Source organism: Streptomyces sp. BHT-5-2, assembly GCF_019774615.1.
In the GTDB taxonomy this organism is placed as follows: domain Bacteria; phylum Actinomycetota; class Actinomycetes; order Streptomycetales; family Streptomycetaceae; genus Streptomyces.
Map to the genome: position 1 here is coordinate 4,534,763 of NZ_CP081496.1, position 24,769 is coordinate 4,559,531.

20 protein-coding genes and 1 pseudogene are annotated in these 24,769 nt (G+C 72.4%); 19 read left to right on the forward strand and 2 right to left on the reverse strand.

The features are described from left to right. Window position 1 precedes the first annotated feature (1 nt). The 16 genes and pseudogenes from asnB (at window position 2) to K2224_RS20165 (ending at window position 20,507) form a co-directional block, all read left to right on the forward strand. Window positions 2-1,936, forward strand: a complete 1,935-nt coding sequence (gene asnB, locus K2224_RS20090) for an asparagine synthase (glutamine-hydrolyzing) (RefSeq protein WP_221907887.1) — start codon at window positions 2-4, stop codon at window positions 1,934-1,936. A 77-nt stretch (window positions 1,937-2,013) separates the two neighbouring features. Beyond that, window positions 2,014-4,209: a bi-domain-containing oxidoreductase gene (locus K2224_RS20095; protein ID WP_221907888.1), complete on the forward strand. Its 2,196-nt coding sequence runs from the start codon at window positions 2,014-2,016 to the stop codon at window positions 4,207-4,209. After that, window positions 4,206-6,194 (forward strand): alginate lyase family protein, encoded by a 1,989-nt coding sequence (locus K2224_RS20100; RefSeq protein ID WP_221907889.1) that lies wholly within the window; start codon window positions 4,206-4,208, stop codon window positions 6,192-6,194. Before K2224_RS20095 ends, K2224_RS20100 begins: the two co-directional genes overlap by 4 nt. 9 nt (window positions 6,195-6,203) lie before the next feature. Then, complete coding sequence (locus K2224_RS20105) at window positions 6,204-7,742, forward strand: right-handed parallel beta-helix repeat-containing protein (RefSeq protein WP_221907890.1); 1,539 nt, start codon at window positions 6,204-6,206, stop codon at window positions 7,740-7,742. 1 nt (window position 7,743) lies between these two features. After that, complete coding sequence (locus K2224_RS20110) at window positions 7,744-8,973, forward strand: O-antigen ligase domain-containing protein (protein ID WP_221907891.1); 1,230 nt, start codon at window positions 7,744-7,746, stop codon at window positions 8,971-8,973. A gap of 2 nt (window positions 8,974-8,975) precedes the next feature. After that, entirely contained in the window at window positions 8,976-10,187 is a 1,212-nt protein-coding gene (locus K2224_RS20115) for a glycosyltransferase (RefSeq protein ID WP_221909832.1), read from the forward strand. Beyond that, window positions 10,184-11,419, forward strand: a complete 1,236-nt coding sequence (locus K2224_RS20120; protein WP_221907892.1) for a class I SAM-dependent methyltransferase — start codon at window positions 10,184-10,186, stop codon at window positions 11,417-11,419. Before K2224_RS20115 ends, K2224_RS20120 begins: the two co-directional genes overlap by 4 nt. A 13-nt stretch (window positions 11,420-11,432) precedes the next feature. After that, window positions 11,433-12,227, forward strand: a complete 795-nt coding sequence (locus K2224_RS20125; RefSeq protein WP_221907893.1) for a glucose-1-phosphate cytidylyltransferase — start codon at window positions 11,433-11,435, stop codon at window positions 12,225-12,227. Then, window positions 12,224-12,889, forward strand: coding sequence for a PIG-L deacetylase family protein (locus K2224_RS20130; RefSeq protein ID WP_221907894.1), 666 nt, complete (start codon window positions 12,224-12,226; stop codon window positions 12,887-12,889). Before K2224_RS20125 ends, K2224_RS20130 begins: the two co-directional genes overlap by 4 nt. Before the next feature lie 3 nt (window positions 12,890-12,892). After that, entirely contained in the window at window positions 12,893-13,918 is a 1,026-nt protein-coding gene (locus K2224_RS20135) for an NAD(P)-dependent oxidoreductase (RefSeq protein ID WP_221907895.1), read from the forward strand. Beyond that, window positions 13,915-15,189 carry a DUF4910 domain-containing protein gene (locus K2224_RS20140; RefSeq protein ID WP_221907896.1) on the forward strand — a complete coding sequence of 425 codons (1,275 nt, stop codon included), beginning with the start codon at window positions 13,915-13,917 and terminating at the stop codon, window positions 15,187-15,189. Before K2224_RS20135 ends, K2224_RS20140 begins: the two co-directional genes overlap by 4 nt. Window positions 15,190-15,194: 5 nt before the next feature. Then, window positions 15,195-16,492 (forward strand): annotated as a pseudogene (locus K2224_RS20145) (hypothetical protein). Beyond that, window positions 16,489-17,436: a glycosyltransferase family 2 protein gene (locus tag K2224_RS20150; protein ID WP_221907898.1), complete on the forward strand. Its 948-nt coding sequence runs from the start codon at window positions 16,489-16,491 to the stop codon at window positions 17,434-17,436. The pseudogene K2224_RS20145 and the gene K2224_RS20150 overlap by 4 nt, the downstream one beginning before the upstream one ends. Further along, window positions 17,433-18,626: a polysaccharide pyruvyl transferase family protein gene (locus K2224_RS20155; protein ID WP_221907899.1), complete on the forward strand. Its 1,194-nt coding sequence runs from the start codon at window positions 17,433-17,435 to the stop codon at window positions 18,624-18,626. Before K2224_RS20150 ends, K2224_RS20155 begins: the two co-directional genes overlap by 4 nt. Further along, a complete protein-coding gene (locus tag K2224_RS20160) occupies window positions 18,623-19,174 on the forward strand; it encodes a dTDP-4-dehydrorhamnose 3,5-epimerase family protein (protein WP_221907900.1) in 552 nt (183 codons plus the stop codon). Before K2224_RS20155 ends, K2224_RS20160 begins: the two co-directional genes overlap by 4 nt. Before the next feature lie 7 nt (window positions 19,175-19,181). Next, entirely contained in the window at window positions 19,182-20,507 is a 1,326-nt protein-coding gene (locus K2224_RS20165; protein ID WP_221907901.1) for a glutamate-1-semialdehyde 2,1-aminomutase, read from the forward strand. Window positions 20,508-20,533: 26 nt separating this feature from the next. On the opposite strand, the gene K2224_RS20170 is transcribed toward K2224_RS20165, so the two are convergent. Beyond that, the gene (locus K2224_RS20170) at window positions 20,534-21,220 is read right to left on the reverse strand and encodes a phosphatase PAP2 family protein (RefSeq protein ID WP_221907902.1); all 687 of its coding nucleotides are present in this window, start codon (window positions 21,218-21,220) and stop codon (window positions 20,534-20,536) included. Window positions 21,221-21,591: 371 nt separating this feature from the next. Here K2224_RS20170 and K2224_RS40720 point away from each other — a divergent pair, with 371 nt between their 5' ends. Then, on the forward strand, window positions 21,592-21,735 hold the full coding sequence (locus tag K2224_RS40720) for a hypothetical protein (protein WP_260692831.1): 144 nt from the start codon (window positions 21,592-21,594) through the stop codon (window positions 21,733-21,735). Window positions 21,736-21,792: 57 nt separating this feature from the next. On the opposite strand, the gene K2224_RS20180 is transcribed toward K2224_RS40720, so the two are convergent. Continuing rightward, window positions 21,793-21,987 (reverse strand): hypothetical protein, encoded by a 195-nt coding sequence (locus K2224_RS20180; protein WP_221909979.1) that lies wholly within the window; start codon window positions 21,985-21,987, stop codon window positions 21,793-21,795. Between the two features lie 618 nt (window positions 21,988-22,605). Between K2224_RS20180 and K2224_RS20185 the strand changes: the two genes are divergently transcribed. Together K2224_RS20185 and K2224_RS20190 are read left to right on the forward strand one after the other, a co-directional pair. Beyond that, window positions 22,606-22,932, forward strand: a complete 327-nt coding sequence (locus tag K2224_RS20185) for a plasmid stabilization protein (RefSeq protein WP_221907903.1) — start codon at window positions 22,606-22,608, stop codon at window positions 22,930-22,932. Between the two features lie 138 nt (window positions 22,933-23,070). After that, complete coding sequence (locus tag K2224_RS20190; RefSeq protein ID WP_221907904.1) at window positions 23,071-24,714, forward strand: ubiquinol-cytochrome c reductase cytochrome b subunit; 1,644 nt, start codon at window positions 23,071-23,073, stop codon at window positions 24,712-24,714. Window positions 24,715-24,769: the final 55 nt, after the last annotated feature.

Sequence of the window (24,769 nt, forward strand, 5' to 3'; positions counted from 1 at the left end):
CATGTGCGGCATCGCAGGGACGTACCGATGGCCGGACGGGAAGGTGGTGGCCGACCGGCTCACCGACGCCCTCGCCCACCGCGGTCCGGACGGGGCCGGCCGGTACGGCCACTCCGCCGGTGACGGCGAAGTGCACCTCGGGCACCGCCGGTTGGCCGTCATCGACCTGTCCGGGACCGGCGCCCAGCCGATGGTCTCGGACGGCCTCGCCCTGACGTACAACGGCGAGCTGTACAACGCGCCCGAGCTGCGTGCCGAGCTGGCCGCCGCCGGGGTGCGCTTCCGCGGCACCTCCGACACCGAGGTGCTGCTGGAGGCATGGCGGCGCTGGGGCACGGACTGTCTGCCACGGCTGCGCGGCATGTTCGCGTTCGGCGTCTTCGACGAGCGGTCCGGCGAACTGGTGCTGGCCCGCGACCAGTTGGGCATCAAGCCGCTGTTCCTGCTCCGGCGCGGCACGGGCCTGGCGTTCGCCTCCGAGCTCAAGGCGCTCGCCGCGGCGACCGGCGGGGCGCTGGAGGTGGACCCTGCGGCGCTGGTGGCGTCGCTGCTGTACTACTGGGTGCCGGACTCACGGTGCGCGTTCCGCGAGGCGGAGAAGCTGCCGCCGGGGAGCTGGCTGAGGTGCCGGCCCGACGGCCGGGTGGAGCGCGGCCGGTTCTGGCACCTTCGGGATGTCGCCGCCGAGGGCCGGGAGCGGGCCCGGGCCGGTGAGCTGCCGGATATCGCCGCCGTCGTCGAGGAGTCGACCCGTCGGCACCTGCTCTCCGACGTCCCCGTGGCGACGTTCCTCTCCGGCGGTCTCGACTCCAGCTATCTGACGGCGCTTGCGGCCCGCCATCAACCCGGCATCTCCGCCTACACGATCGGGTTCCGTGCCGAGGACGCCAAGTTCGAGGCGATGCCGGACGACCTGCGCTACGCCCGGCAGGTGGCCGAGCGGTTCGGCGTCGACCTGCACGAGATCGAGATCGCACCGAACGTGCTCGACCTGCTGCCGCAGATGACGTACCACCTGGACGAGCCGATCGGCGACCCCGCCGCGATCAACACGTTCCTGATCTGCTCGGCCGCCCGGGAGGCCGGGGTCAAGGTGATGCTCTCGGGGATGGGCGCCGACGAGCTGTTCGCCGGATACCGCAAGCACCTGGCCAACGTGATCGCACTGCGCTACCAGCGCGTCCCGCGTCCCCTGCGGCGCGGACTGTCCCGGGCCGTGGACCGGTTGCCGGTCGCCACGGCCCGCCGGGGGTACCGGTCGGTGCGCTTCGCGAAGCGGTTCCTCTCCTTCGCCGACCTGCCGGAGGAGACCGCGTTCCGGCGCAGCTACACCATGTACGACCGGGACGAGCTGCTCGCCCTGCTCGATCCGGACCTGGCCGGGACGGTCGAGGACGTGCTCGCCGAGCATGCGGACGTCTATCGGGACAACGACCTCGACGACTTCGTCAACCGCATGTGCCTGGGCGACGCCCGGATGTTCCTGCCGGGCCTGAACCTCGCGTACACGGACCGCTCCAGCATGGCCGCGTCGACCGAGGTGCGGGTGCCGTATGTGGATGTCGAGGTGGTCAGGGCGGCGTTCGCGGTGCCCGGCGATCGCAAGATCGTCGGACGGCAGGGCAAGGCCGTCCTCAAGGAGGCGGCCGCCTCGATCCTTCCCCGGGAGATCGTCTACCGGCCCAAGGGCCTGTTCAGCGCCCCGCTGCGCGCCTGGATGAGCCGGGATCTGGCGCCGCTGGTGCGCGAGGTGGTGCACGACGGTGTGCTCGTCACGTCGGGGCTTCTGCGCCGCGACGCGCTGGCGCGCATGGTCGCCGAGGACGCCGCCGGGCAGCGGGACTTCTCCAAGCATCTGTGGCACGTGCTGACGCTGGAGTACTGGTACCGCGGCGCGACCTCCGGGTCCGGCCGGAGCCCTCGCTCCACGGCATAGGAGACGGACTGGAAGACGGACTGGAAGTCGGGTCGGAAGACGGACTGGAAGCGCGCGGAGAAACAAGGGGACTTCGGGTGAAACAGGTTGTGCAGAACTACAAGAGCGGCGAACTGGCGGTGCTCGACGTGCCGGTGCCGGGCTGCAAGCCGGGCGGTGTGCTGGTCCGCAGCGCCTACTCGCTGATATCCACCGGCACCGAGCTCATGAAGGTGTCCGAGGCCGGCATGTCGATGCTGGGCAAGGCCCGCTCCCGGCCGGACCAAGTGGCCAAGGTCATGCAGAGCGTGGCCACCAACGGGCTGCCCGCCACCTACCGCAAGGTGATGGGCAAGCTGGACTCCTACACGCCGCTGGGCTACTCGTTGTGCGGGGTGGTCGAGCAGGTCGGCGCCGGGATCGACGAGGTGAAGGTCGGCGACCTGGTGGCCTGTGCCGGCAACGAGCACGCGCTGCACGCCGAACTGAACTGGGTGCCGAAGAACCTCTGCGCCCGGGTGCCGGACGGCCTCGCGCCGCGGCACGCGGCCTTCGGCACCGTCGGGTCGATCGCGTTGCAGGGCGTCCGCCGCGGCGAGCCACAGCTCGGCGACGTGGCGCTGGTCATCGGCCTCGGGCTGATCGGGCAGCTGGTGGTGCAACTCCTCGCCGCCTCGGGAGTCCGGGTCGTCGGGGCCGACCCCGATCCGGTGCGCTGCGAGCTCGCCGAGCGCCTGGGCGCCGCGGCCTGCGGCGACCCCGCGTCCACGGCCGTGGCGGCCGCCGTCGCCGAGCTCACCGGCGGTCACGGCGTGGACCAGGTGTACCTGGCCGCCGGCGGCGGCAGCAACCAACCCGTCGAGCTGGCCGCCCGGCTCTGCCGGGACCGCGGCCGGGTCGTCGACATCGGCAAGTGCCGCTTGGACCTGCCGTGGAACGCGTACTACGAGAAGGAACTCGACGTCCGGTTCTCCCGCAGCTACGGCCCCGGGCGCTACGACCCGGAGTACGAGCTGGAGGGGCGGGACTACCCGATCGGCTATGTGCGCTGGACCGAGCGCCGCAACCTGGCGTGCTTCCTCGACCTCCTCGCCCGCGGCAGGGTCGACGTGGAGCCCCTGGTCTCCCACATCGCCGACTTCGATGACGCCGTCGAAACCTACCGGCGCCTGAAGGACGGCGGGTTGAAGGCGGTGGCCGTGCTGTTCCGGTACCCCGAACAGGAGGCCGAGAAGACTGCGGCCGCGGCCCCGGAGGTCGCCGTGCCCGCGGTCGACGTGCAGCCACGTCCGGCCCGGGCCACCAGGACGCCGGTGCGCCTCGCGTTCGTCGGCGCGGGGAACTACGCGACGTCGATGCTGCTGCCGCACCTGGCACAGCGCGACGGTGTCGAGCTGTCGACCGTCGTCACCACGACGGCGCTGTCCGGGGCCAACGCGCAGCGGAAGTTCGGCTTCGCCGAGGCGACCACCGACCTCGACGCCGTGCTCGGCGACAAGGCCGTCGACGCGGTGTTCGTGGTCACCCGGCACAGCTCGCACGCCGAACTGACCCGCAAGGCGCTCCTTGCCGGCAAGGCGGTGTTCGTGGAGAAGCCCCTGGCACTCACCGAGGACGAACTGACCGGCGTGCTCGCGGCGGTGGAGGAGTCTGGGAACGACCGGCTACAGGTGGGCTTCAACCGCAGGTTCGCGCCGCTGCTGACCGAGGCCAGGAAGCGGTTCGGCGCTCGGACCGGCCCGGCGCACCTGCGCTACCTGGTCAACGCGGGCCGGCTGCAGCACGGCAGCTGGTACCTCCAACAGGGCACCGAGGGCTCGCGGTTCGAGGGCGAGGGCGGACACTTCGTCGACACCGCGAGCTGGCTGCTCGGCGCCGACCCCGTCTCGGTGTACGCGGTCGCCTCGTCCGGCAACGAGGACCTCCAGGTCGTACTCCGCTACCCGGACGGGTCCACCGCCACCATCAGCTATGTCACCACCGGTGCGCCCGGGTTCCCCAAGGAGACCCTGGACCTCGTCGCGGACGGCAAGGTGCTGCGGCTCGACGACTTCGTCCGGGCCTCGGTGTATTTCGACGGCACAGCCGGCCGCAGGAAGTGGGTCAGTTCGCGGCTGCCCAAGGCCCGGGACAAGGGCCAGTCCGCCGAACTGGCCGCGTTCGTCAAGGCCGTGCGGACCGGCGGACCGATGCCGGTGCCGCTGGAGTCGCTGGTCGCCACCACGGCGGCCACCCTCGCCGTGCAGGCCGGCCTGGCCGGCGGCGCGCCGGTGACGTTGGCGAGGGCGCGATGACGGTGAGCTCGGGAAGTGCGGGCTGGTACCTGCGGCGGCTGTCCCGGATGGGGCCGCGGGAGGTCGGCGGCCGGGTGGCCGACGCGCTGCGCAGGCGGCGGTGGCGGTCGGCGCGGCCGCACTGCCCGAGGGTGACCGGCGCCCGGTTCACGGCGGTACTGCCCGCCGGGACGATCGCCGCGGTACCTCCGGACGCCGCGAAACGTCTCGTCGCCGAGGCCGACCGGCTGATGGACGGGCACGCCGAGTACTTCGGGGTGGTCCGCGACGACCTGGCCGACCCGGACTGGTGGTCCGACCCGAAGACCGGACGCCGGGCTCCCGGGGGCTACGCCTTCGACGTGCCGTACCGGAACGAGGACGCGGTCGGGGACATCAAGCAGATCTGGGAGCCGTCCCGGCACCAGTACCTCACCGTGCTGGCCGCCGCCTACGCGATCACCGGCGACGAGCGGTACGCCGAGCGGGTGGGCGAACACCTGCGGTCGTGGTGGGCGGCCAACCCGCCGCTGCGCGGCGTGCACTGGATCAGCGGCATCGAGCTGGGCATCCGGCTGCTGTCCTGGGTGTGGATCCGCCGGCTGCTCGACGGCTGGCCGGGCGCGGCCGGGCTGTTCGAGGGCAATCCGGTGGCGCTGAACCAGATCTGGCACCACCAGCGCTGGCTGGCCGCCTTCCCCAGCCGGGGGTCCTCGGCGAACAACCACGTCATCGCCGAGGCCGCCGGGCAGTTGGCCGCGGCCTGCGCGTTCGACTGGTTCCCCGCCTCGGCACGTTGGCGGGCGGGCGCGCTGCGGTCGTTGGAGCGGCACCTGCGCGGCAACACCTTCCACTCCGGCCTCAACCGCGAACTGGCGACCGAGTATCACGGCCTCGTGCTGGAGCTCGGCCTGGCCGCGGTGGCCGAGGCGGATGCCGCCGGCAGGCCGGTCCCCGCCTCGATCCGGCTGGTACTGCTGCGGATGACCGACGCGCTCGCGGCGGTCGTGGACGGCCGGTTGCGGCCGCCGCGCCAGGGGGACGCGGACGACGGGCACGGTCTGGTCGTGGACGGCGCGGGCACCGACCGCTGGGCCTCGCTGCTGGCCACCGGGGACGCCGTGTTCGGCCGGCTCGCCTGGTGGCCGACGGTGACCGGAACCGATGTGCGCACCCCGCTGCTGGCCGCGCTCATCAAGCCCACTGTGCCGTCCGTGACCCGCCCGGCGAGCCGGCCGGCCCACTTCGCCGACGCGGGCATGACGATCCTGCGCGGTCCGGCGGGGATCTGGTGCCGCTGCGACGGCGGTCCGCACGGCTTCCTGTCCATCGCCGCACATGCCCACGCGGACGCGCTGTCGGTGGAGGTCCGGCACGACGGGGTCGATGTGCTCGCCGACCCGGGGACGTTCTGCTACCACGGGCAACCCGAGTGGCGGCAGTACTTCCGGTCGACCCTCGGCCACAACACCCTCCAGTTGGACGGCGGTGACCAGTCCGTCTCCGGCGGCCCGTTCCTGTGGACCCGACAGGCCCGCAGCCGCGTCCTGGTCGCGGACACCTCCGGCGCCTCCGAAGGGGGGACGGCCCGCTGGTGTGCCGAGCACGACGGCTACCAGCGTTCCGTACACCGTCGCCGGGTGGAACTGACGGCTGCGAGGCAGGAGTTGCGGGTGGTCGACGAGGTTCGCGGCGACCGGCGGGCCGAGGTGCGCCTCGCGTTCCACCTCGGCCCGGCGATCAGCGCGGACGTGGTGGGGAACCGGGCGGTGCTCACCTGGAGCCGGGACGGCGAGGAGCGCTCCGCGGTGCTCGACCTGCCCGGGCAGCTGAGCTGGCGGGCGCATCGCGGTGAGACGGACCCGCCGCTGGGCTGGTACTCCGCCGGCTTCGGGCGCAAGGAACCCGCCACCACGCTGGTCGGCACCGCCCTCCTCGGACAGCACGGCGCCGACGGCAGCGCACTGTCGGGGGAGTTCACCACCGTGCTCAGGTTTCGCGGCTAGGGGGGGCGCGTGGGGATCAGGAGGCGGCACTGGGCGTTGGCGGCGGCACCGGCGGCGCTGGCCCTGCTGGCCGTGACCGGCTGTACGAGCACCCAGGGCACCGGGGCGCAGCCGACGGCCGCGCCGACCACGTCCGGGGCGCCGTCCGCGTCCGTGGCGCGGGTGTGCGCCAAGCCCCCGGCCGGGCCGGCGAAGGCGCCGGCGGACGCGGTGGCGGTCGACCCCGCGGTGGTCGGCGACCTGGCGGCGAAGACCAAGGACAACCCCCCGAACACCACGTTCTGGCTGCGCCCGGGCAAGCACCTGCTCGACCCGGATCGCTACGCCCAGGTCGTCCCCAAGCAGGGGGACCGCTACCTCGGTGCGCCGGGCGCGGTGCTCGACGGCCGGGAGAAGAACCAGTACGCGTTCGGCGGCACCGCCCGCGGCGTCGCCATCCGCTACCTGACCGTGCGGGGTTTCGTGGCGCCGCAGAACGAGGGCGTGGTCAACCACGACTCCGCCGACGGGTGGGTGATCGAGCACACGACGATCCGGAACAACTCCGGGGCCGGGCTGATGGCCGGTGCCCACCAGCGGGTCCGCGCCAACTGCCTGCGCGGCAACGGACAGTACGGCCTGAACGCGTACCGGTCCGGCGGCCGGGTCGGCGACCTGGTGGTCGAGGGCAACGAGATCGCGGGCAACGACACCGGTGACTGGGAACGGCGGCGGCCGGGCTGCGGCTGCACCGGAGGCGCGAAGTTCTGGGCCGTCGACGGCGCCGACGTACGCGGCAACTGGGTGCACGACAACCGCGGAACGGGGTTGTGGGCGGACACCAACAACAACGACTTCCGCATCGAGAACAACGTGATCGAGGCCAACGACGGCGCCGCCCTGATCTACGAGACCAGCTACAACGCGGTCATCCGGAACAACACCATCCGGCGGAACAACTGGGTCGAGGGCCGCCGGGCGGCCGAGCGCGGCGACGACTTCCCGTTCGCGACCGTCTACCTGTCCGAGTCCGGTGGCGAACCACGCATCCGAGCCCGCACCGACAGGATCGAGATCTACCGGAACGTACTGGAGAACAACTGGTCCGGGATCACCCTGTGGGAAAACGCCGACCGGTTCTGCAACAGCCCCGCCAACACCTCGTCCGGTGACTGCACCCTGCTGCAACGGGACACCGACCGCTGCGCGCAGCCGGCGATCGACCGCGCACCGCTCTATGCCGACTGCCGGTGGAAGACCCAGCGGGTGGACATCCACGACAACCGCTTCGTGCTGGACGAGTCCGTCGTCAGGTGCACGGCGAAGTGCGACCGCATGGCGGTGCTGGCCAACTACGGCACCTACCCGGACTGGTCGCCGTACAAGGGCGAAGGGGTGGCCGAGGCGATCACCGGCGAGCAGCACAACCGCTGGCACGACAACGCCTACGTCGGACCATGGAGGTTCGTCGCCCACGATCCCAGCCAGGTGCTCGGCTTCGGACAGTGGCAGGGCCCGCCGTACCGGCAGGACACGGGCAGCACCTTCCGCGCACGGGCGGGTGGTTGAGATGGGCGGGGACACGCCGAAGACCGTCGGGATCGTCTGGGGGTTGCTGGTCCTCAACACGCTCGGCTCCGCCGGGGCGAAGACCGTCATCCCGCTGCCCCGCTCCCTCATCCAGTTGGTCACCATGGGCGCGCTGGTCGCCGCGTTCGTACTGGCGCTCCTGCTCAACGTCCGGCTGCGCATCCGGCCCAGCGCCTTCCTGCTCCTGCTCACCCTGCTGCTGGTGTCGAGCGTGATCTCCAGTGCGTTCCTGGAGTCCGGGCTCGGCGCGCTGTTCCGCTGCGCCCGGCTGGCGCTCTTCGTCAGCACGCTGTGGCTGCTCAGCCGCTGGTGGGACGGCGGCCCGACGTTCGTCCGGCACCACATCCGGATGTACTTCGCGGTGCTCGGGTCGGTGGCCGCCGGCCTGGTCGTCTCACCGGGGGCGGCCATGCCCGACCTCTACGGCGGGCGCCTGGTCGGCGCGCTGTGGCCGCTCACCCCGCCGCAGATCGGTCAGTACGCCGCGGTGATCACCGGGCTCACCGTGCTGCTCGTACTGGGCCGCCGGACCGACCGGGCCGGTGCGGCGGTCGTCATCGTGCCGTCGCTCGTCCTGCTCGCGCTGACCCATACCCGGACGGCCACGCTCGGCCTGGTGATCGGGCTGGCGTTGGCGATCGGCTCGCTCCTCCTGACCAGCGCCGCCGCCCGCCGGTTCTTCACCTGGGCGGTGCTGTGCGCCACGGTGGCCACGGTGGCGCTCGACTCCGCGCTGCAGGCGTGGTTCCTGCGCGGACAGAGCCAGGAGAACTTCTCCAGCCTCACCGGCCGGGCCAAGGTCTGGGACGCCCTGCTGGCAGCGCCCCGGACGGGCACGGAGCAGTTGTTCGGCGTGGGCCTGGGCGACAAGTCGTTCGGCGGGCTGCCGATCGACGACAGCTGGCTGGCCGTCTACAACGAGCAGGGGCTGATCGGTGTCGCCCTCGTGGCGGCGCTCGTCATCGTGCTGGGCGGTGTCGCGCTGCTGCGGCCGCCTTCGCTGTCGAGGGCCTGCGCGATCTTCCTGATCAGCTACTGCGCGATCGCGTCGTACACCGAGGCCGGGCTCGGCGACGCCTCGCCCTATCTGCTGCATCTGGCGGTCGCCGCCTCGCTGTTGGCGGCACCCGCCGCGGCCACGCCCGTCCCGGCGCCCGGAGTTCCGCGACGACGCGTCCCGCGCTGGGCCCAGAGATCGGAGGTGACGTGAACATGCACGTCCTGGTGGTGCACAACCGCTACGCCTCGGCGCAGCCGAGCGGGGAGAACAAGGTCGTCGACCAGGAGGCGGCGCTGCTGCGCGCGGCCGGCCACCGCGTCGAGCTGTTCGAGCGATGCAGCGACGACATCGCCGCCCGGTCCCTGCCGGGCAAGGCCGCGGTGCCGCTGCTGGTGCCGTGGAACCCGGCGGTCCGCACGGAACTCGCCGCCCGGCTCCGCGCCGAACGGCCGGACGTGGTGCACGTCCACAACGTCTTCCCGCTCCTGTCCCCCGCGGTACTGGCCGCCTGCGCCGACGCCGGGGTGCCCGCCGTCGCCACGCTGCACAACTACACCCAGGTCTGCCCGCCCGGCACGCTGCAACGGGACGGCCGGCCGTGCACCGAGTGCGTCGGCACCAAGGCACCGCTGCCCGCCGTACGGCACGGCTGCTACCGGAACTCACGGCTCGCGACGGTGCCGCTCGCGGTCAGTCTGTCGGTCAACCGGCGACGGTGGTGGTCGGGCGTTACGCGGTTCCTCTGCATCTCCGCGGCGCAGCGCGACGTCCTGGTGCGGGCCGGCATGCCGGCCGAGCGGCTGGCGGTGAAACACAACTTCGTGCCGGAGCCGGGCGCCCGCCGGTCGGGCGCCGGCGAGCAGGTGCTCTATCTCGGTCGGCTCGCGGAGGCCAAGGGCGTACGGCTGCTCATGGCCGCGTGGGACGAGATCGCGGCGGGCGGCGGTCTGGGCGTGCCGCTCGTGATCGCCGGCACGGGGCCTCTGGAGCGGGAGGTGACCGCCTGGGCGGCGGACCGGACCGATGTGCGGTACGTCGGCCTGTACGACACGGCCCAGTGCCGGCAGGCCATCGCGCGGTCGGTCGCCGTGGTGGCCCCCTCGACGTGGCTGGAGGCGTTCGGCCTGGTGGTCGTGGAGGCGATGGCGGCCGGGGTGCCGACCGTCGCCGCCGGTCACGGCGCCTTCGTCGAACTCGTCGAGGACGGGGTGACCGGGCTGCTGCACCGGCCGGGCGAGCCCGCCTCGCTCGCGTCCTGCATACGCCGGATCGCGGCCGAGCCGGCCCGCAACCGGGAGATGGGCCAGGCGGCCCGGCGCCGTTACGAGCGCGGTTTCAGCCCGGCCGTCGGGCTCGCGCGCCTGGAAGAGGAGTACCGGACCGCGATCGCGGGTCGGACGGAATCAATGGGGGGAAGCAGATGACACGATGCCGACTCTGCGGCTCGGAAGCGACGGCGAGCGTCGTCGATCTCGGGGCGACGCCGCCGTGCGAGAGCTTTCTCGCCGCGGACCAACTGGACCGGCCCGAACCGGCGTTCCCGCTGCACCTGCGGGTCTGCACCGACTGCTGGCTGGCGCAGATCCCGCCGCTGATCACGCCGGAGGAGACGTTCAGCGAGTACGCGTACTTCTCCTCCTTCTCGACGTCCTGGGTGGAGCACGCGCGCACGTTCGTCGCCGACGCGGTGGAGCGGGCGGGCCTCCGTACGGACGCCTTCGTGGTCGAAGTCGCCAGCAACGACGGGTACTTGCTGAAGCACGTGGTGGACCGGGGGATCCGCTGCCTGGGCATCGAGCCGTCGGTGAACGTCGGCGCCGCGGCGCGGGACGCGGGGGTGCCCACGCTCACGGAGTTCCTGTCCCCGGACGTCGGCGCGGCCGTCCGCGCCGAGCACGGCCCGGCGGACCTGGTCGTCGCCAACAACGTGTACGCGCACATCCCCGACGTCGTCGGATTCACCCAGGGGCTGCGCACCCTGGTCGCCGACGACGGCTGGGTCTCCATCGAGGTGCAGCACCTGCTGACCCTGATCGAGCAGAACCAGTACGACACGATCTACCACGAGCACTTCCAGTACTACACGGTCGCGTCCGCGATCCGGGCCCTGGCGAGCGGCGGACTCGCGCTCGTGGACGTCGAGTTGCTGCCGACGCACGGCGGTTCCATCCGGCTGTGGGCCCGGCCCACCGTGGTGGCGGGTGAGCCTTCGCAGCGGGTGGCTGATGTGCTGGCCCGCGAGAAGGCCGCGGGACTCCAGGAACTGTCCGGATACGCGGAGTTCGCCGCCCGCGTGGCCAAGGTGCGCCGGGACCTCCTGAGGTTCCTCGTCGAGGCGGCGGAGCGCGGCGAGACGGTCGTCGGCTACGGCGCCCCGGGCAAGGGCAACACCCTGCTCAACCACTGCGGCATCCGGCCCGACCTGCTCGCGTACACGGTCGACCGGAACCCCTACAAGCACGGCAGGTTCACCCCGGGCACCCGCATTCCGATCCTGCCGCCCGAGCAGATCGCCGCCGACAAGCCGGACTACGTCCTCGTCCTCCCGTGGAACCTGCGGGCCGAGCTGGTCGAGCAGCTGTCCTACGTGCACGAGTGGGGCGGCCGGCTGGTCTTCCCCATCCCGGAACTGAGCATTGTCGAGGTCGCGTCATGAAAGAGGTTGCAGCATGAAGGTCGTTCTGTTCTGCGGCGGCTACGGAATGCGGATGCGCAGCGGCGCCGCCGACGACGTGCCCAAGCCGATGGCGATGGTCGGCCCGAGACCGCTGATCTGGCATGTCATGCGCTACTACGCGCACTTCGGGCACACCGAGTTCATCCTGTGCCTGGGGTACGGCGCCCACCACATCAAGGACTTCTTCCTCAACTACGAGGAGACGACGTCCAACGACTTCGTCCTGCGGGGCGGGTGCACCGAACTCCTCTCCACCGATATATCCGACTGGACGATCACGTTCGTGCAGACCGGCGTGGAGTCGCCGATCGGGGAGCGGCTGCGCCGGGTGCGCCACCATCTGGACGGCGACGAGATGTTCCTCGCCAACTACGCCGACGTGCTCACCGACGCACCGCTGCCCGAGATGATCGACCGGTTCGCCCGGCGTGACGCGGGCGCGTCGATGATGGTCGTGCCGCCCCAATCCTCCTTCCACTGCGTGGAGTTGGGCGAGGACGGCCTCGTCGGCGGGATCACGGCGGTCAGCGAACTGCCGCTGTGGGAGAACGGCGGCTACTTCGTGCTCCGCCAGGAGGTCTTCGAGCACATCCCGGAGAACGGCGACCTGGTCGCCGACGGATGTGCCCAACTCGCCAAACGGGGACGGCTGGTGGCGCACCAGCACCGCGGCTTCTGGAAGCCGACCGACACCGTGAAGGAGCGCGCCGCGCTCGACGCCGCCTACGCCCGGGGCGACCGCCCCTGGGCCGTGTGGGAGCGGGACCACGCCGGGGTGAGCGCATGATCCGGCTCGGGGCCGGGCGCCGCCTGGACCGGATCGTCGCGGTGGGCGCGCACTGCGACGACATCGCGATCGGCGCCGGCGGCACCCTGCTGACGCTGTGCCTGGCGCGGCCGGGCATCCGCGTCGACGCGCTGGTGCTCTCGGGCGGCGGCAGCGAGCGGGAGCAGGAGGAGCAGGCCGCGCTCGCCGCCTTCTGCCCGGGCGCCGAACTGCGCCTGACCGTACTCAAGTTGCCGGACGGCCGGATGCCCGTGCACTGGGACGAGGCCAAGGCCGCGGTCGAGGAACTGCGCGGGCAGACCGAGCCGGACCTGATCCTGGCCCCGCGCACCGACGACGCGCACCAGGACCACCGCGGCCTGGCGCAGCTGATACCCACCGCGTTCCGCGATCACCTGGTGCTCGGCTACGAGATCGTCAAGTGGGACGGCGACCTCGGCCGTCCGTCGGCGTACCAGCCGCTGTCGCCGGAGATCGCCGAACAGAAGGTGCGGCTGCTCCAGGAGCACTACCCCTCGCAGCGGCACCGGCCCTGGTACGACCGGGAAGCCTTCCTCGGCCTGGCCCGGATCCGCGGCATCGAATGTCACGAGCGCTACGCCGAGGCGTTCGCCGTCACCAAACTCACGCTCGCTCTGGGCACTTTCGACCTGGGAGAATGAACCTTGCGCGTACTACTGACCGGACACCAGGGCTACCTGGGCACCGTGATGGCCCCGGTCCTCACGGCCGCCGGACACGAAGTCGTCGGCCTCGACGCCGGCCTGTTCGCCGACTGCGTCCTCGGCCCGACGCCCGCGGATCCGCCGGGGCACCGGGTGGACCTGCGGGACGTCACGGCCGAACACCTGGCCGGGGTGGACGCCGTGATCCACCTGGCCGCGCTCTCCAACGACCCGCTGGGATCGCTCGCGCCGGAGCTCACCTACGACATCAACCACCACGCGTCCGTCCGCCTTGCCCGGCTGGCCCGCGACGCCGGAGTGCGCCGCTTCCTGTACGCCTCGACCTGCTCGGTCTACGGCGCCGCGGGCGGCGACGAGCTGGTGGCCGAGGACGCCCCGCTGCGCCCGGTCACCCCGTACGCCGAGTCCAAGGTGCGGGTGGAGGACGACCTGCACGCACTCGCCGACGGCGACTTCACCCCGGTGTTCATGCGCAACGCCACCGCCTTCGGCCACTCGCCCCGGCTGCGTGCCGACATCGTGCTGAACAACCTGGTGGGCCACGCGCTGCTGTCCGGCGAGGTGCTGGTGCTCTCCGACGGCACTCCCTGGCGCCCGCTGGTGCACGCCGCCGACATCGCGCGGGCCTTCTCCGCTGCACTGACGGCTCCTCAGAAGGGCGTCCACGACCGGGCGTTCAACATCGGCAGCGAGACCAACAACGTCACGGTAGCCGAGATCGCCGAGCAGGTCGCCGAGGCGGTGTCCGGCGCGAAGGTGCGGATCACCGGGGAGAACGGTGCCGATCCGCGCTCGTACCGGGTGGACTTCTCCGCCTTCCGCGCCGCGGTCCCCGGCTTCGACTGCGCGTGGACGGTGAAGCGGGGCGCGCTCGAACTCGCCGATACCTACCGGAAGTTCGGTCTGACCCGCGAGGACTTCGAGCAGCGCTTCACCCGCCTCGCCGTGCTGCGCGCGGCGTCCGACGCCGGGGCCGTCGACGACACCCTCCGGTGGCGCCGATGACCGGGCCCGGCGAGGAGATGCACGCACTGGTGCAGCGGCTGTACCCGCTGTGCCGGAGCATCACCGGCGACGGTGTGCGCGCCACCCTGGAGATCGTCGGAGAGTACGTCCCGCTACAGGTGCACGAGGTGCCGACCGGGACGCAGGTGCTCGACTGGACGGTGCCGCAGGAGTGGAACATCCGGGACGCGTACATCGCCGACGCCGCCGGCAAGCGGGTCGTCGACTTCGCCGAGTCCAGCCTGCATGTGCTCGGTTACAGCGTGCCGGTGTCGGCGACCATGCCGCTGGCCGAGCTGCGCGCGCACCTGCACACCCTGCCGGAGCACCCGGACTGGGTGCCCTACCGCACCAGCTACTACCGGCCGGAATGGGGGTTCTGCCTGGCCCAGAAGACCCTGGACGCGCTGCCGGACGGCGAGTACGAGGTTCGCATCGACTCCACCCTCGCGGACGGCCACCTCACCTACGCCGAGCACGTGGTCCCCGGTCAGGTGTCCGACGAGGTGATCGTCTCCTGCCACGTCTGCCACCCGTCGCTGGCCAACGACAACCTGTCCGGCGTCGCGGTGGCGACGTTCCTGGCCCGGGCGCTCGCCGAGCGGACGCCTTACTACACCTACCGGTTCATCTACGCGCCCGGCACCATCGGGGCGGTCACCTGGCTGGCCCGCAACGCGGAGCGGATCGACCAGGTCAAGCACGGGCTGGTGCTGGCCTGCGCCGGCGACCGGGGCCAGCTGACGTACAAGCAGAGCAGGCGCGGCGACGCGGAGATCGACCGGGTGCTGCGGCATGTGCTGGCCGCCTCCGAACGCCCGCACCAGATAACCGAGTTCACTCCGTACGGCTACGACGAGCGGCAGTACTGTTCCCCCGGGTTCGACCTCGGCGTGGGCTCGCTCAGCCGGACCCCATACGCCGCGTACCCCGAGTACCACACCTCGGCGGACAACCCGGACTTCGTCTCGCCGGAGGCGATGGCGGACACCCTCGCAGTCTGCCGCGAGGCGTTCGGCATCCTCGACCGCAACCGCCACTACCTCAACCAAAGCCCGCACGGTGAACCGCAGTTGGGGCGGCGTGGGTTGTACGACGCGCTCGGCGGGCGCAGCGACACCAAGCAGGCGCAGCTGGCCATGCTCTGGGTGCTCAATCTCTCCGACGGTGAGCACAGTCTCCTCGACGTCGCCGAGCGGGCCGTGCTGCCGTTCGGCGCCGTCGCCGACGCGGCCGACGCCCTGCGCGGCGCCGGGCTGATCAAGGCGTGACGCGGATGACCATCGAGGGGGAGATGCCGCAGACGACGGAGCCACCGGCCCGGTCCGTCCGGCGGGCCGTGGCGGGCCGGCTGTCCTGGGGCCTCGCCGACCAGGCGGCCTCCAGCGCGTCCAATTTCGTGGTCGGCATGTACGTGGCGCGCTCGCTGGGACTCGCCGCCTTCGGTGTGTTCAGCCTGGCCTGGGTGACGTACGGCGTGGTGCTCAGCGTCTCCCGGGGTCTGGCCACCGATCCGCTGGTGGTGCGCTTCAGCGGGGTGTCCGAGGAGTCCTGGCGCGGGGCGGTGGCCCGGTCGTCGGGCACCGCGCTCGGCGTCGGCGGCGCCATCGGCGCGGTGTGCCTGGCGGTCGGCCTCGCCCTCGGCGGTCAGGTGGGGATCGCGTTCGCCTGCCTCGGTGCCATGCTGCCGGGGCTGCTCCTCCAGGACGCCTGGCGGTACGCGTTCTTCGCCGCGGGCACCGGACGCAAGGCGTTCGCCAACGACGTGGTGTGGGGCGTCGCGCTGGTCCCGGCCCTGGTGCTCGCGGCCCACGCGGGCGGGGTGGCCGCATTCATCCTCGCCTGGGGCGGGTCGGCGGCGGTGGCCGCGGTGTACGGCTGCTTCCAGTCCGGCATCCGGCCGCGGCCGTCCGGAGCGCGCGGGTGGCTGCACCAACACCGCGACCTCGGCTACCGGTACCTGGTCGAGAACGTCGGCGTCAGCGGTGCCAGCCAGCTGCGGGCCTACGGGCTCGGCGTGATCGTCGGGGTCAGCGCGGTGGGCGTGATCAGGGGTGCCGAGCTCCTGCTCGGCCCGTTCCTCGCGATCCTGATGGGGCTCTCCCTGGTCACCGTCGCGGAGGCGGCCCGGGTGCTGCGGCGGGCCCCGCACCGCCTCGGCGCGTTCTGCCTCCTGCTGGGCGTCGCGCAGGCCGTCGCCGCGCTGCTCTGGGGTGCGGCCCTGCTCCTGGTGCCCGACCACCTCGGCGCGTTCGTGCTCGGCGACGTCTGGCAGGCCGCCTCGCGGCTCATCGTGCCGGTCACGCTCGGCGTCGCGGGCGCGGGCCTCGGCACCGGCGCGGCGGCCGGGCTGCGCGCGCTCGCCGCGGCCCGGCGCAGCCTGCGCTGCCAACTGTTCGCCTCCACCTGCTACGTCATCGGCGGTCTGGGCGGCGCGGCCGTCGGCGGCACGATCGGCTCGGCCTGGGGCGTCGCCACCGCGACGCTCTGCGGCTCGGCCGTGTGGTGGCTGCAACTGCGGACCGCCCTGCACGAGCGCCATCGGAACGAATCTGCGAAGTGAGGACACCATGACCGCCCGCCCCCGGCTGAGCATCGGCCTGCCCGTGTACAACGGCGAGGAGTATCTCGCCGAGTCGTTCGACGCCCTGCTCGGCCAGACCTACGAGGACTTCGAGCTGGTCGTCACCGACAACGCGTCGACAGACGGAACCCAGGACATCTGCCGCAAGTACGCCGCGCAGGACTCCCGCATCCGCTACGTCCGGCTGACCCGGAACATCGGCGCCGCGCCGAACCACAACTACGTGTTCACCCAGTGCCGGGGCGAACTCTTCAAGTGGGCCTCGCACGACGACCTCTACGCCAGGGACCTGTTGCGGCGCTGCGTCGAGGCGCTGGACGAGCGCCCCGACATCGTCCTCGCGCACTCCGGCCAGGCCGTCATCGACGAGGAAGGGCGGGTGAAGGTCCCGTACGAGTACGGGATCGCCACCGACTCGCCGCGCGCGCCCGAGCGGTTCCGCAGCTTCCTGTTCGAGCCCGGTGGCGACGACTTCTACGGGGTGATGCGCGCCGACATGCTGCGCCGGGTCAAGCCGCACGACAGCTACCACCACGCGGACCGCACGTTCGTCGCGGAGATCGTCCTGCACGGACCCTTCCACCAGGTGCCCGAGCTGCTGTACTTCCGCCGCGACCATCCGACCCGGGCCGAACGCGCGAACCCCGCCAAGCGCTCCCGCTGCATCAACCTCGACCCGCGCCGGGCGGGCCTGCTGCACCCGACGCCCCGGCTGCTCGCCGAGTACGTCGCGGGCTTCGTCTCGGCGATCCGGCGGGCGCCGTTGTCCGCGGCCGACCGGCGCGCCTGCTTCGGGCACCTGGCCGCCTGGGCGACCAGCCGAGTCCGCCCCGGTACGGGCGAACGGGTCGAGGACCGCGCCCCGGTCGACCCGGCCGAGCTCACCGTCTCCGTCGACGACCTCGTCGCCGGGCGTGAAGGGCGGCGGGCGTGAACACCCGTCTACGAGTAGGGGTGTTCGGGCTCCTCGGCTCGGGGAACCTAGGCAACGACGGGTCACTGGAGGCCGTCCTGGGGTACCTCCGCGCCGAGCATCCGAAGGCGGTCGTGGACGCGTTGTGCGGTGGGCCGGAGGTGGTGACGGCCCGGTACCGGATTCCCGCGACGCGGCTGCACTGGTACCGGGGCGAGTACCGGACCGCGTCGCGTGCCGGCGCCATCGCGGGGAAGGGGCTCGGCAAACTCGTCGACGCCGTCCGCACCGCCGCCTGGGTGCGGCGGCACGACGTGGTGATCGTGCCGGGCATGGGGGTCCTGGAGGCCACGCTGCCGCTGCGGCCGTGGGGCTTCCCGTACGCGCTGTTCCTGCTCTGCGCCTCCGGCCGACTGCTGCGCACCCGGGTCGGCCTGGTCGGCGTCGGCGCGGCCCCGATCGGGAACCGGTCGACCCGGGCCCTGGTGCGCTGGTCGGCGCGGCTCGCCACCTACCGCTCGTACCGGGACACCCGATCCCGCGACGCCTTACGGCAGATGGGCGTGGACACCGCACGCGACGCGGTGTACCCGGACCTCGCGTTCGCTCTGCCGACACCTCCTGCGGGCGCCCCGTCGGGGGTGGTCTGCGTCGGCGTCATGGACTTCCACGGCAGCGACGACGACCGCGCCCGGGCCGACGACATCCACCGGCGCTATCTCGACGGCACAACTCGGTTCGTCCGCAGGCTGGTCGAGGACGGCAGGCCGGTCCGGCTGCTCACCGGTGACGCGTGCGATGCGCCGGTGGTCGCCGCGATCCTCGACGCGGTGGGCTCGCCGCTGGTCACCGCCGCCGAGGCGGCCTCCCTGGCCGACCTGATGACGGAGACGGCGGCCGCCGACCTCGTGGTGGCGACGCGCTACCACAATCTGGTCTGCGCCCTGAAGGTCGGCACCCCGACGCTCGCCCTCAGTTATGCGGCCAAGAGCGACGCGCTGATGGACCGGATGGGTCTGGGCGCGTACTGCCATCCGGCCCGCGACGTCGACGCCGACCGTCTCCTCGACCGGTTCCGCGAGCTGGAGAAGCACTCGGCGGAGCTGAGGAAGACCCTGGCCGAGCGCAACCGGGTCGCCGCACGACAACTCCGGGACCAGTTCGAGGACTTGACCGCAACCCTGTTCCACGCCCCGAGGAAGGCTTCATGAAGGTAAGCGAAGTCCCGGCCGTCGCCGGAGCGTTCCTGTTCGAGCCGACGCCGTACGCCGACGAACGCGGCTTCTTCTGCCGCACCTTCGACGCCGACGCGGTCCGCTCGGCGGGCCTCGACCCGGACGCCTTCGTCCAGGACAGCGTGTCCCGCTCGGTACGGGGAGTGCTGCGCGGCCTGCACCTGCGCTCCGGCGCCGGCGAGGCGAAGCTGGTGCGCTGCTCGTACGGGAGGATCTTCGACGTCGTCGTGGACCTGCGGCCCGACTCGCCGACGTACCTGGGCCGGGCCTTCTTCGAGCTGTCCGGCGAGACGCAGGCGACCGTGTACATCCCGGCGGGGTGCGCGCACGGCTTCCAGGCGCTGACCGAGACCGCCGACACCTCGTACCGGATCGACCGCCCGCACGACCCGGCGGAGGACGTGACCATCGCCTTCGACGACCCGGAGCTCGCCATCCCCTGGCCGCTGCCGCCCGCATCGATGTCCCAACGGGACCGGGAGGCGCCAAGCCTCGCCAAGGTCCTTCGGAAGACAGGGAGTTGAGGAGGACGTGGACACCGAGGACTTCCGGCTTCCCCGGTCGCAGGCGGCCAACGAGCGGCTGCACGCCCTGATCCCGGGCGGCGCGCACACCTACGCCAAGGGCGACGACCAGTACCCCGAGAACCTCGCCCCGGTCATCAGCCACGGCCGCGGCGCCCATGTCTGGGACGTCGACGGCAACCGCTACATCGAGTACGGCTCGGGGCTGCGCTCCGTCAGCCTCGGCCACGCCCACCCCCGCGTGCTCGGGGCGGTGCGCCGGGAACTCGACCGCGGCAGCAACTTCGTCCGGCCGTCCATCGTGGAGGCCGAGGCCGCGGAACGCTTCCTGGCCACCGTGCCCACCGCCGAGATGGTGAAGTTCACGAAGAACGGCTCCGACGCCACCACCGCCGCGGTGCGCCTCGCCCGCGCCGTCACCGGGCGCCCGCGGGTGGCCGTCTGCGCCGACCATCCGTTCTTCTCGGTCGACGACTGGTTCATCGGCACCACGCCGATGAACGCCGGCATTCCGGCGGCGACCACCGACCTCACCGTGACGTTCCCTTACGGGGACCTGGCCGCCACACAGGAGTTGCTCACCCGGTACCAGGACGAGGTCGCCTGCCTGATCCTCGAACCCGCCGGGCACACCGAACCCCCGGCCGGCTACCTCGCCGGCCTGCGCGAGCTGGCCGACCGGCACGGCTGCGTACTGGTCTTCGACGAGATGATCACCGGCTTCCGCTGGTCCGAGGCGGGCGCCCAGGGCCTGTACGGCGTCGTCCCCGACCTCTCCACCTTCGGCAAGGCGCTGGGCAACGGCTTCGCCGTCTCCGCGCTGGCCGGGCGCCGCGGCCTGATGGAGCGGGGCGGGCTGCGGCACTCCCACGACCGGGTGTTCCTGCTGTCCACCACACACGGCGCGGAAACACACTCCCTGGCCGCCGCGATGGCGGTGCAGACCACCTACGCCGAGGAAGGGATCACCGCGCGGCTGCACGCCCTCGGCGAGCGGTTGGCCGCGGGCGTCCGCGACGCCGCGGCGAGCATGGGCGTCGGCGACCACCTCGTCGTCCGGGGGCGGGCCAGCAACCTGGTCTTCGCCACCCTGGACGAGAACCGGCAGCCGTCGCAGCGGTACCGCACCCTGTTCCTGCGCCGGCTCCTGGCGGGCGGGGTGCTGGCCCCGTCGTTCGTGGTGAGCAGCGCGCTCGGCGACGCCGACCTCGACCGCACCGTCGATGTGGTGGCCCAGGCGTGCGCGGTGTACCGGAAGGCACTGGACGCCGGTGATCCCACCCCTTGGCTGGCCGGGCGACCGGTGAAGCCGGTGTTCCGCCGGCTGGCGTGATGGGACGCAGATGACCTGACGCAGCGTCAGTGGCGCTCCGGGCGGCCGGCGTCGGCCGCCCGGTCGGCCATCCGGTCCGCAGCCCGGTCGACCAGCCACGCGATGGCCGGAATCACCGCCAGCGCGGTGCACCAGCCGCCGAGGGCGTCGGTCGGGTAGTGCGCGCCCAGGGCGACCTCCGCCCCTCCCATGGCGGCGCCGGCAACCAGCGCCGCGGCGAGCACGAGTGAGGTGCCGGCCGTCCTGCCGAGGCCGAGCCGGCCGGTCGCGAGCAGCGCCAGCACGAGTGCGAGGGCGGTGGCGAAGGCGGTGTGCCCGCTCGGATAGGACAGGTTGCCGGGGCCGTGGATGGTGCGTCCCACCAGGGACTTGAGCACTGTCGTCGTCGCCACCGGCAGGCCGGCCCCGGCAACGACGAACACCGCTGCGCGAGGAGAGCGCAGCAGCAGGCAGGCCGCCACGAGGGCGACGACCAGCATCGTCGACCCGGCGGGCTCCCCCAGGAAGTCCATGGCCAGCGCCACGCCCCGCCACGGCGGCCGCACACCGTCCGCCGTCGGCCGGACGACCCAGCTGTCCACCGCGCCCGGCTCGCTGTGGCCGGCGTACGCGACCCCGAGCACGACGACCACCATCCCGGCGAGGGCCGCGAGCAGCCCGAGCCACCCGCGCAGCGGCGGGGGCAGCACCGTGGGCACCGGCCGGCCGGTCACCCGCCCACCGTGCCCGGTCGACCTGCGGTGCAATGCGAGCCCCCCGTCGTGTCCGACCCACCCCCCGAACCCGCCGACCCGGCCATCGCCTTGGCCGACGGCAGCGGAACCGGCTCCGGTTGTCACCCTAGCCAACAATCCGGTTCGCGGCCCCCGCGCGACGGCGCGTTCAGGACGGTTGGGGTTCCGTCAGGACCTGGCCGCCATCGGGGCGCAGTGCCGGGAGCTGGCCGGCGTCCTCAACCGCGGCCAGGACGTGAAGTGGCTGATCAGCGTGATGATGACGGAGGCGGACAACCTGTTGTACGACGGGCGGCACGCCGCGGCGGTCCGGCTCTACGGCCGGGGCCCAGGAGTCCTGCGAACAGCAAGTGCTGGCGCGCAGCCACCGGGCGCTCGGCGAGGCGCTGCGCGCCGTGGGGCGGGGCTCCGAGGCGGACGGCCATCTGGCGCGGGCCTCGGAGTTGGACCGGGAGTTGCGGCGGGACGGTCCGGCCGTCACGGCGGTGGTGTGAGGCCGGGTCCCGGTGTCCGTGGTGGGCCGGGCCCGGTGCCTCGGGTGGCCGCGGGCCTCACCGGCGTACCCGCTCCAGCCAGTCGGCCGGCACCGGCCCGATCTGGGCGAGCTGCTCCGAGCGGCTCGGCTCGCCGTGTGTACCGCGTACGGAGGTGACGGCGCCCCGCCCCGTGACATCGGGCCGCCACGCCGGCCGGCCGACGCACCCGCGGGCCACACCGGCCCCGGCCGGATACAGTTCGCCGGTCACGCCGGGCGGCACCGGGCGGAGCCCCCGCGGCGGCCGCGGCGCTCTCGGTGAGCTGTTCGCAGCAGGACAGGAAAGCCGCCCACAGCTCGCCGTCGGACATCCGCCGATAGGGCTCCTCGCGCTCGAAGCCCCTGGTCTCCACCGGCGTTCCGGCCATGAACGCCCGGAGTACCCGGGCCAGTTCCGCCGCGTTGCCCGTCTGGTGGGCCGGGACGTCGCGTACCGTCCACGCCTCGCACCAGGTGCCGTGTCGGGCCTTCGTGCCTGGACCGCGCGGACGAAGGGCGCCGGCTCGGGCAGCGTGTCGTCGACCTGGGAGGGGATCATGCGCCAGGGGTATCCGGACCGGGCCGTGGGTCCATCCGGCCGGCATCCGAACAGGGCCCCGGCCGGCCCCGCCGCTCCCGCCCCTACCAGTCACGGCAGTCGGGTCAAGTCCTGACCGTGGTCCGCCAGTCCCATGGACCATTCCGGGTAGCGCCACCCGGTCACCCGAGCTCAACTGAAACGGGCGGGCGATCCCAGGCAGTCGGCACAACCCCACGGCCGACGGCCGACGGCCCAGCAGCCCGACACCGGCGTCATCAGCCACACCCCCGTCAGCCCGAGGAGGCCCCCATGCCCGCTGGCTCCAGCAGGAAGCGTGAGCGTCAGTACGAGCACATCAAGGAGGGCGCCGAGAAGAGAGGCGCGTCCACCAGGCGTGCCAAGGAGATCGCCGCCCGGACCGTGAACAAGGAACGGGCCCGCGCCGGCGAGTCCCGCACGGCGAGCCGGGTCTCCACCCAGGACCCCAAGTCGGCTCCGCAGCGCGGCGGCGAACGCTCGCACCGCGGCGCCCAGGGGCCGACCAAAGACCAGCTCTACGAGGAGGCCAAGAAACGCCACATCGACGGCCGCTCGTCGATGAACAAGGACGAACTGCGCAGGGCCCTCGGCCGCTGATCCCAAGGGCACCTTCCGTCCGGCCGGGCCTTGCCCCCGTTCTGCGTAATGCACGGCGTCCGGCGGCGGGCCGGGCAGGGTGCGGTGGAGCGAGCACCGCCGGTGTGCCGTGGACCGCATCGCCGAGGAGGGCCGGACATGCCGTTCCGGAGGACGACGGAAAGGGTGGAGCAGAAGGCCCGCCAGGCCACCCTTTCCGCCTACACCGCAGTGGACGGCCGCGCCCCGGTCTCGGAGGCCCTGCGGGCCCTGTTGCGGAAGGCGTTCCCCGACCACTGGTCGTTCCTCCTGGGCGAGATCGCCCTGTACAGCCTGGTGGTGTTGGTGCTGACCGGCACCTACCTGACGATGTTCTTCGAACCGAGCATGTCCCGGAGCGTCTACGGCGGGTCGTACCGGCCGCTGCGCGGGCTGTTGGTGTCGGACGCCTACGCGTCGACGCTGCGCATCAGCTTCGACGTCCGGGGCGGCCTGCTGATCCGCCAGATCCACCACTGGGGGGCGCTGGTCTTCGTCGGCGCGCTGGGGGTGCACATGCTGCGGGTCTTCTTCACCGGGGCGTTCCGCAGACCTCGCGAGGGCAACTGGGTGATCGGCGTGACGCTGTTCATGCTGGCCCTGCTGGAGGGGTTCGGCGGCTACTCCCTCCCCGACGACCTGCTGTCCGGCACCGGACTGCGGACGGCGAACACCATCGTGCTGTCGCTGCCGATCGTCGGCACCTATCTGAGCTACTTCCTCTGGGGCGGTTCCTATCCGGGGCACATCCTGCTGCCCCGGCTCTTCACCGTGCACGTGCTGTTCGTCCCGGGGCTGCTGATCGCGCTGATCGGGCTGCATCTGATGCTGGTGGTGTACCTCAAGCACACCCACTGGCCGGCGCCCGGGCACACCAACCGCAACGCCGTCGGGCAGCCGATGTTCCCGCACTTCGTCGCCAAGTCCACCGGACTGTTCCTGATGGTCTCCGCGGTGCTGACCCTGCTCGGCGGGCTGGCCCAGATCAACCCCGTCTGGGACTTCGGGCCGTACCGCACCGACCAGGACTCCACGAACGCCCAGCCCGACTGGTACGTGGGCTTCCTCGAAGGGGCGCTGCGCCTGATGCCCGCCTGGGAGACCGACGTGGCAGGCCACACCTTCATGTGGAACGTCCTGATCCCGGCCGTCGTCCTGCCCGGCGTGCTGTTCATGGTGCTCTACGGCTATCCGTTCTTCGAGCGGTGGGTCACCGGTGATCCGGCCGAACACCATCTGTGCGACCGGCCCCGCGACTTCCCGACCCGTACGGCGCTGGGCGTGGCCGCCGTCGTCGGCTACGCCGTGCTGCTGGCGGCCGGTGGCAACGATGTGTTCGCCAGTCTCTTCCGGGTCTCGGTGGAGGCGCTGACCTGGATCTTCCGGGTGGCTGTCGTCGTCGGGCCGGTCGTCGCGTTCCTGGCCACCAAGAGGATCTGCCTGGCCCTGCAGGACCGCGACCGGCAACTGCTGACGGAGGGCCGCGAGACGGGTCACGTGGTGCAGAGCGTGTACGGCGGGCTGCGCGAGACCCATGAGCCGGTGGCGGCCGACCGGCGCTACCGCATGCTGGCCAGGGACGTGCCCGCGCCGCTGCCGGCCCCCGGCGACCGGGCTCCTCGGCGGGCCCGGCTGCGCGCCGCGCTCAGCGCGTGGTACTTCCGCGACCGGGTCGAGATGCCGATGGCCCTTGAGGAGCGGCACCGGATCGAGGAACCGGTGGCGGGCCCGGCTCTCGGTGCCGGCGAGAAGGGCAACGGATAGGCCCGGGCGTCGAACTCCCGCCTGTGTCGTCACGTCCGGTGCGCCGGAAGCGGCC

Bases quoted from the DNA above. Each gene is read 5' to 3' on its own strand.
- K2224_RS20140 (WP_221907896.1), top strand. From the start codon at position 13,915: ATGACCGGGCCCGGCGAGGAGATGCACGCACTGGTGCAGCGGCTGTAC.
- K2224_RS20115 (WP_221909832.1), top strand. From the start codon at position 8,976: ATGCACGTCCTGGTGGTGCACAACCGCTACGCCTCGGCGCAGCCGAGC.
- asnB (WP_221907887.1), top strand. From the start codon at position 2: ATGTGCGGCATCGCAGGGACGTACCGATGGCCGGACGGGAAGGTGGTG.
- K2224_RS20125 (WP_221907893.1), top strand. From the start codon at position 11,433: ATGAAGGTCGTTCTGTTCTGCGGCGGCTACGGAATGCGGATGCGCAGC.
- K2224_RS20100 (WP_221907889.1), top strand. From the start codon at position 4,206: ATGACGGTGAGCTCGGGAAGTGCGGGCTGGTACCTGCGGCGGCTGTCC.
- K2224_RS20160 (WP_221907900.1), top strand. From the start codon at position 18,623: ATGAAGGTAAGCGAAGTCCCGGCCGTCGCCGGAGCGTTCCTGTTCGAG.
- K2224_RS20130 (WP_221907894.1), top strand. From the start codon at position 12,224: ATGATCCGGCTCGGGGCCGGGCGCCGCCTGGACCGGATCGTCGCGGTG.
- K2224_RS20110 (WP_221907891.1), top strand. From the start codon at position 7,744: ATGGGCGGGGACACGCCGAAGACCGTCGGGATCGTCTGGGGGTTGCTG.
- K2224_RS20190 (WP_221907904.1), top strand. From the start codon at position 23,071: ATGCCGTTCCGGAGGACGACGGAAAGGGTGGAGCAGAAGGCCCGCCAG.
- K2224_RS20150 (WP_221907898.1), top strand. From the start codon at position 16,489: ATGACCGCCCGCCCCCGGCTGAGCATCGGCCTGCCCGTGTACAACGGC.
- K2224_RS20120 (WP_221907892.1), top strand. From the start codon at position 10,184: ATGACACGATGCCGACTCTGCGGCTCGGAAGCGACGGCGAGCGTCGTC.
- K2224_RS20185 (WP_221907903.1), top strand. From the start codon at position 22,606: ATGCCCGCTGGCTCCAGCAGGAAGCGTGAGCGTCAGTACGAGCACATC.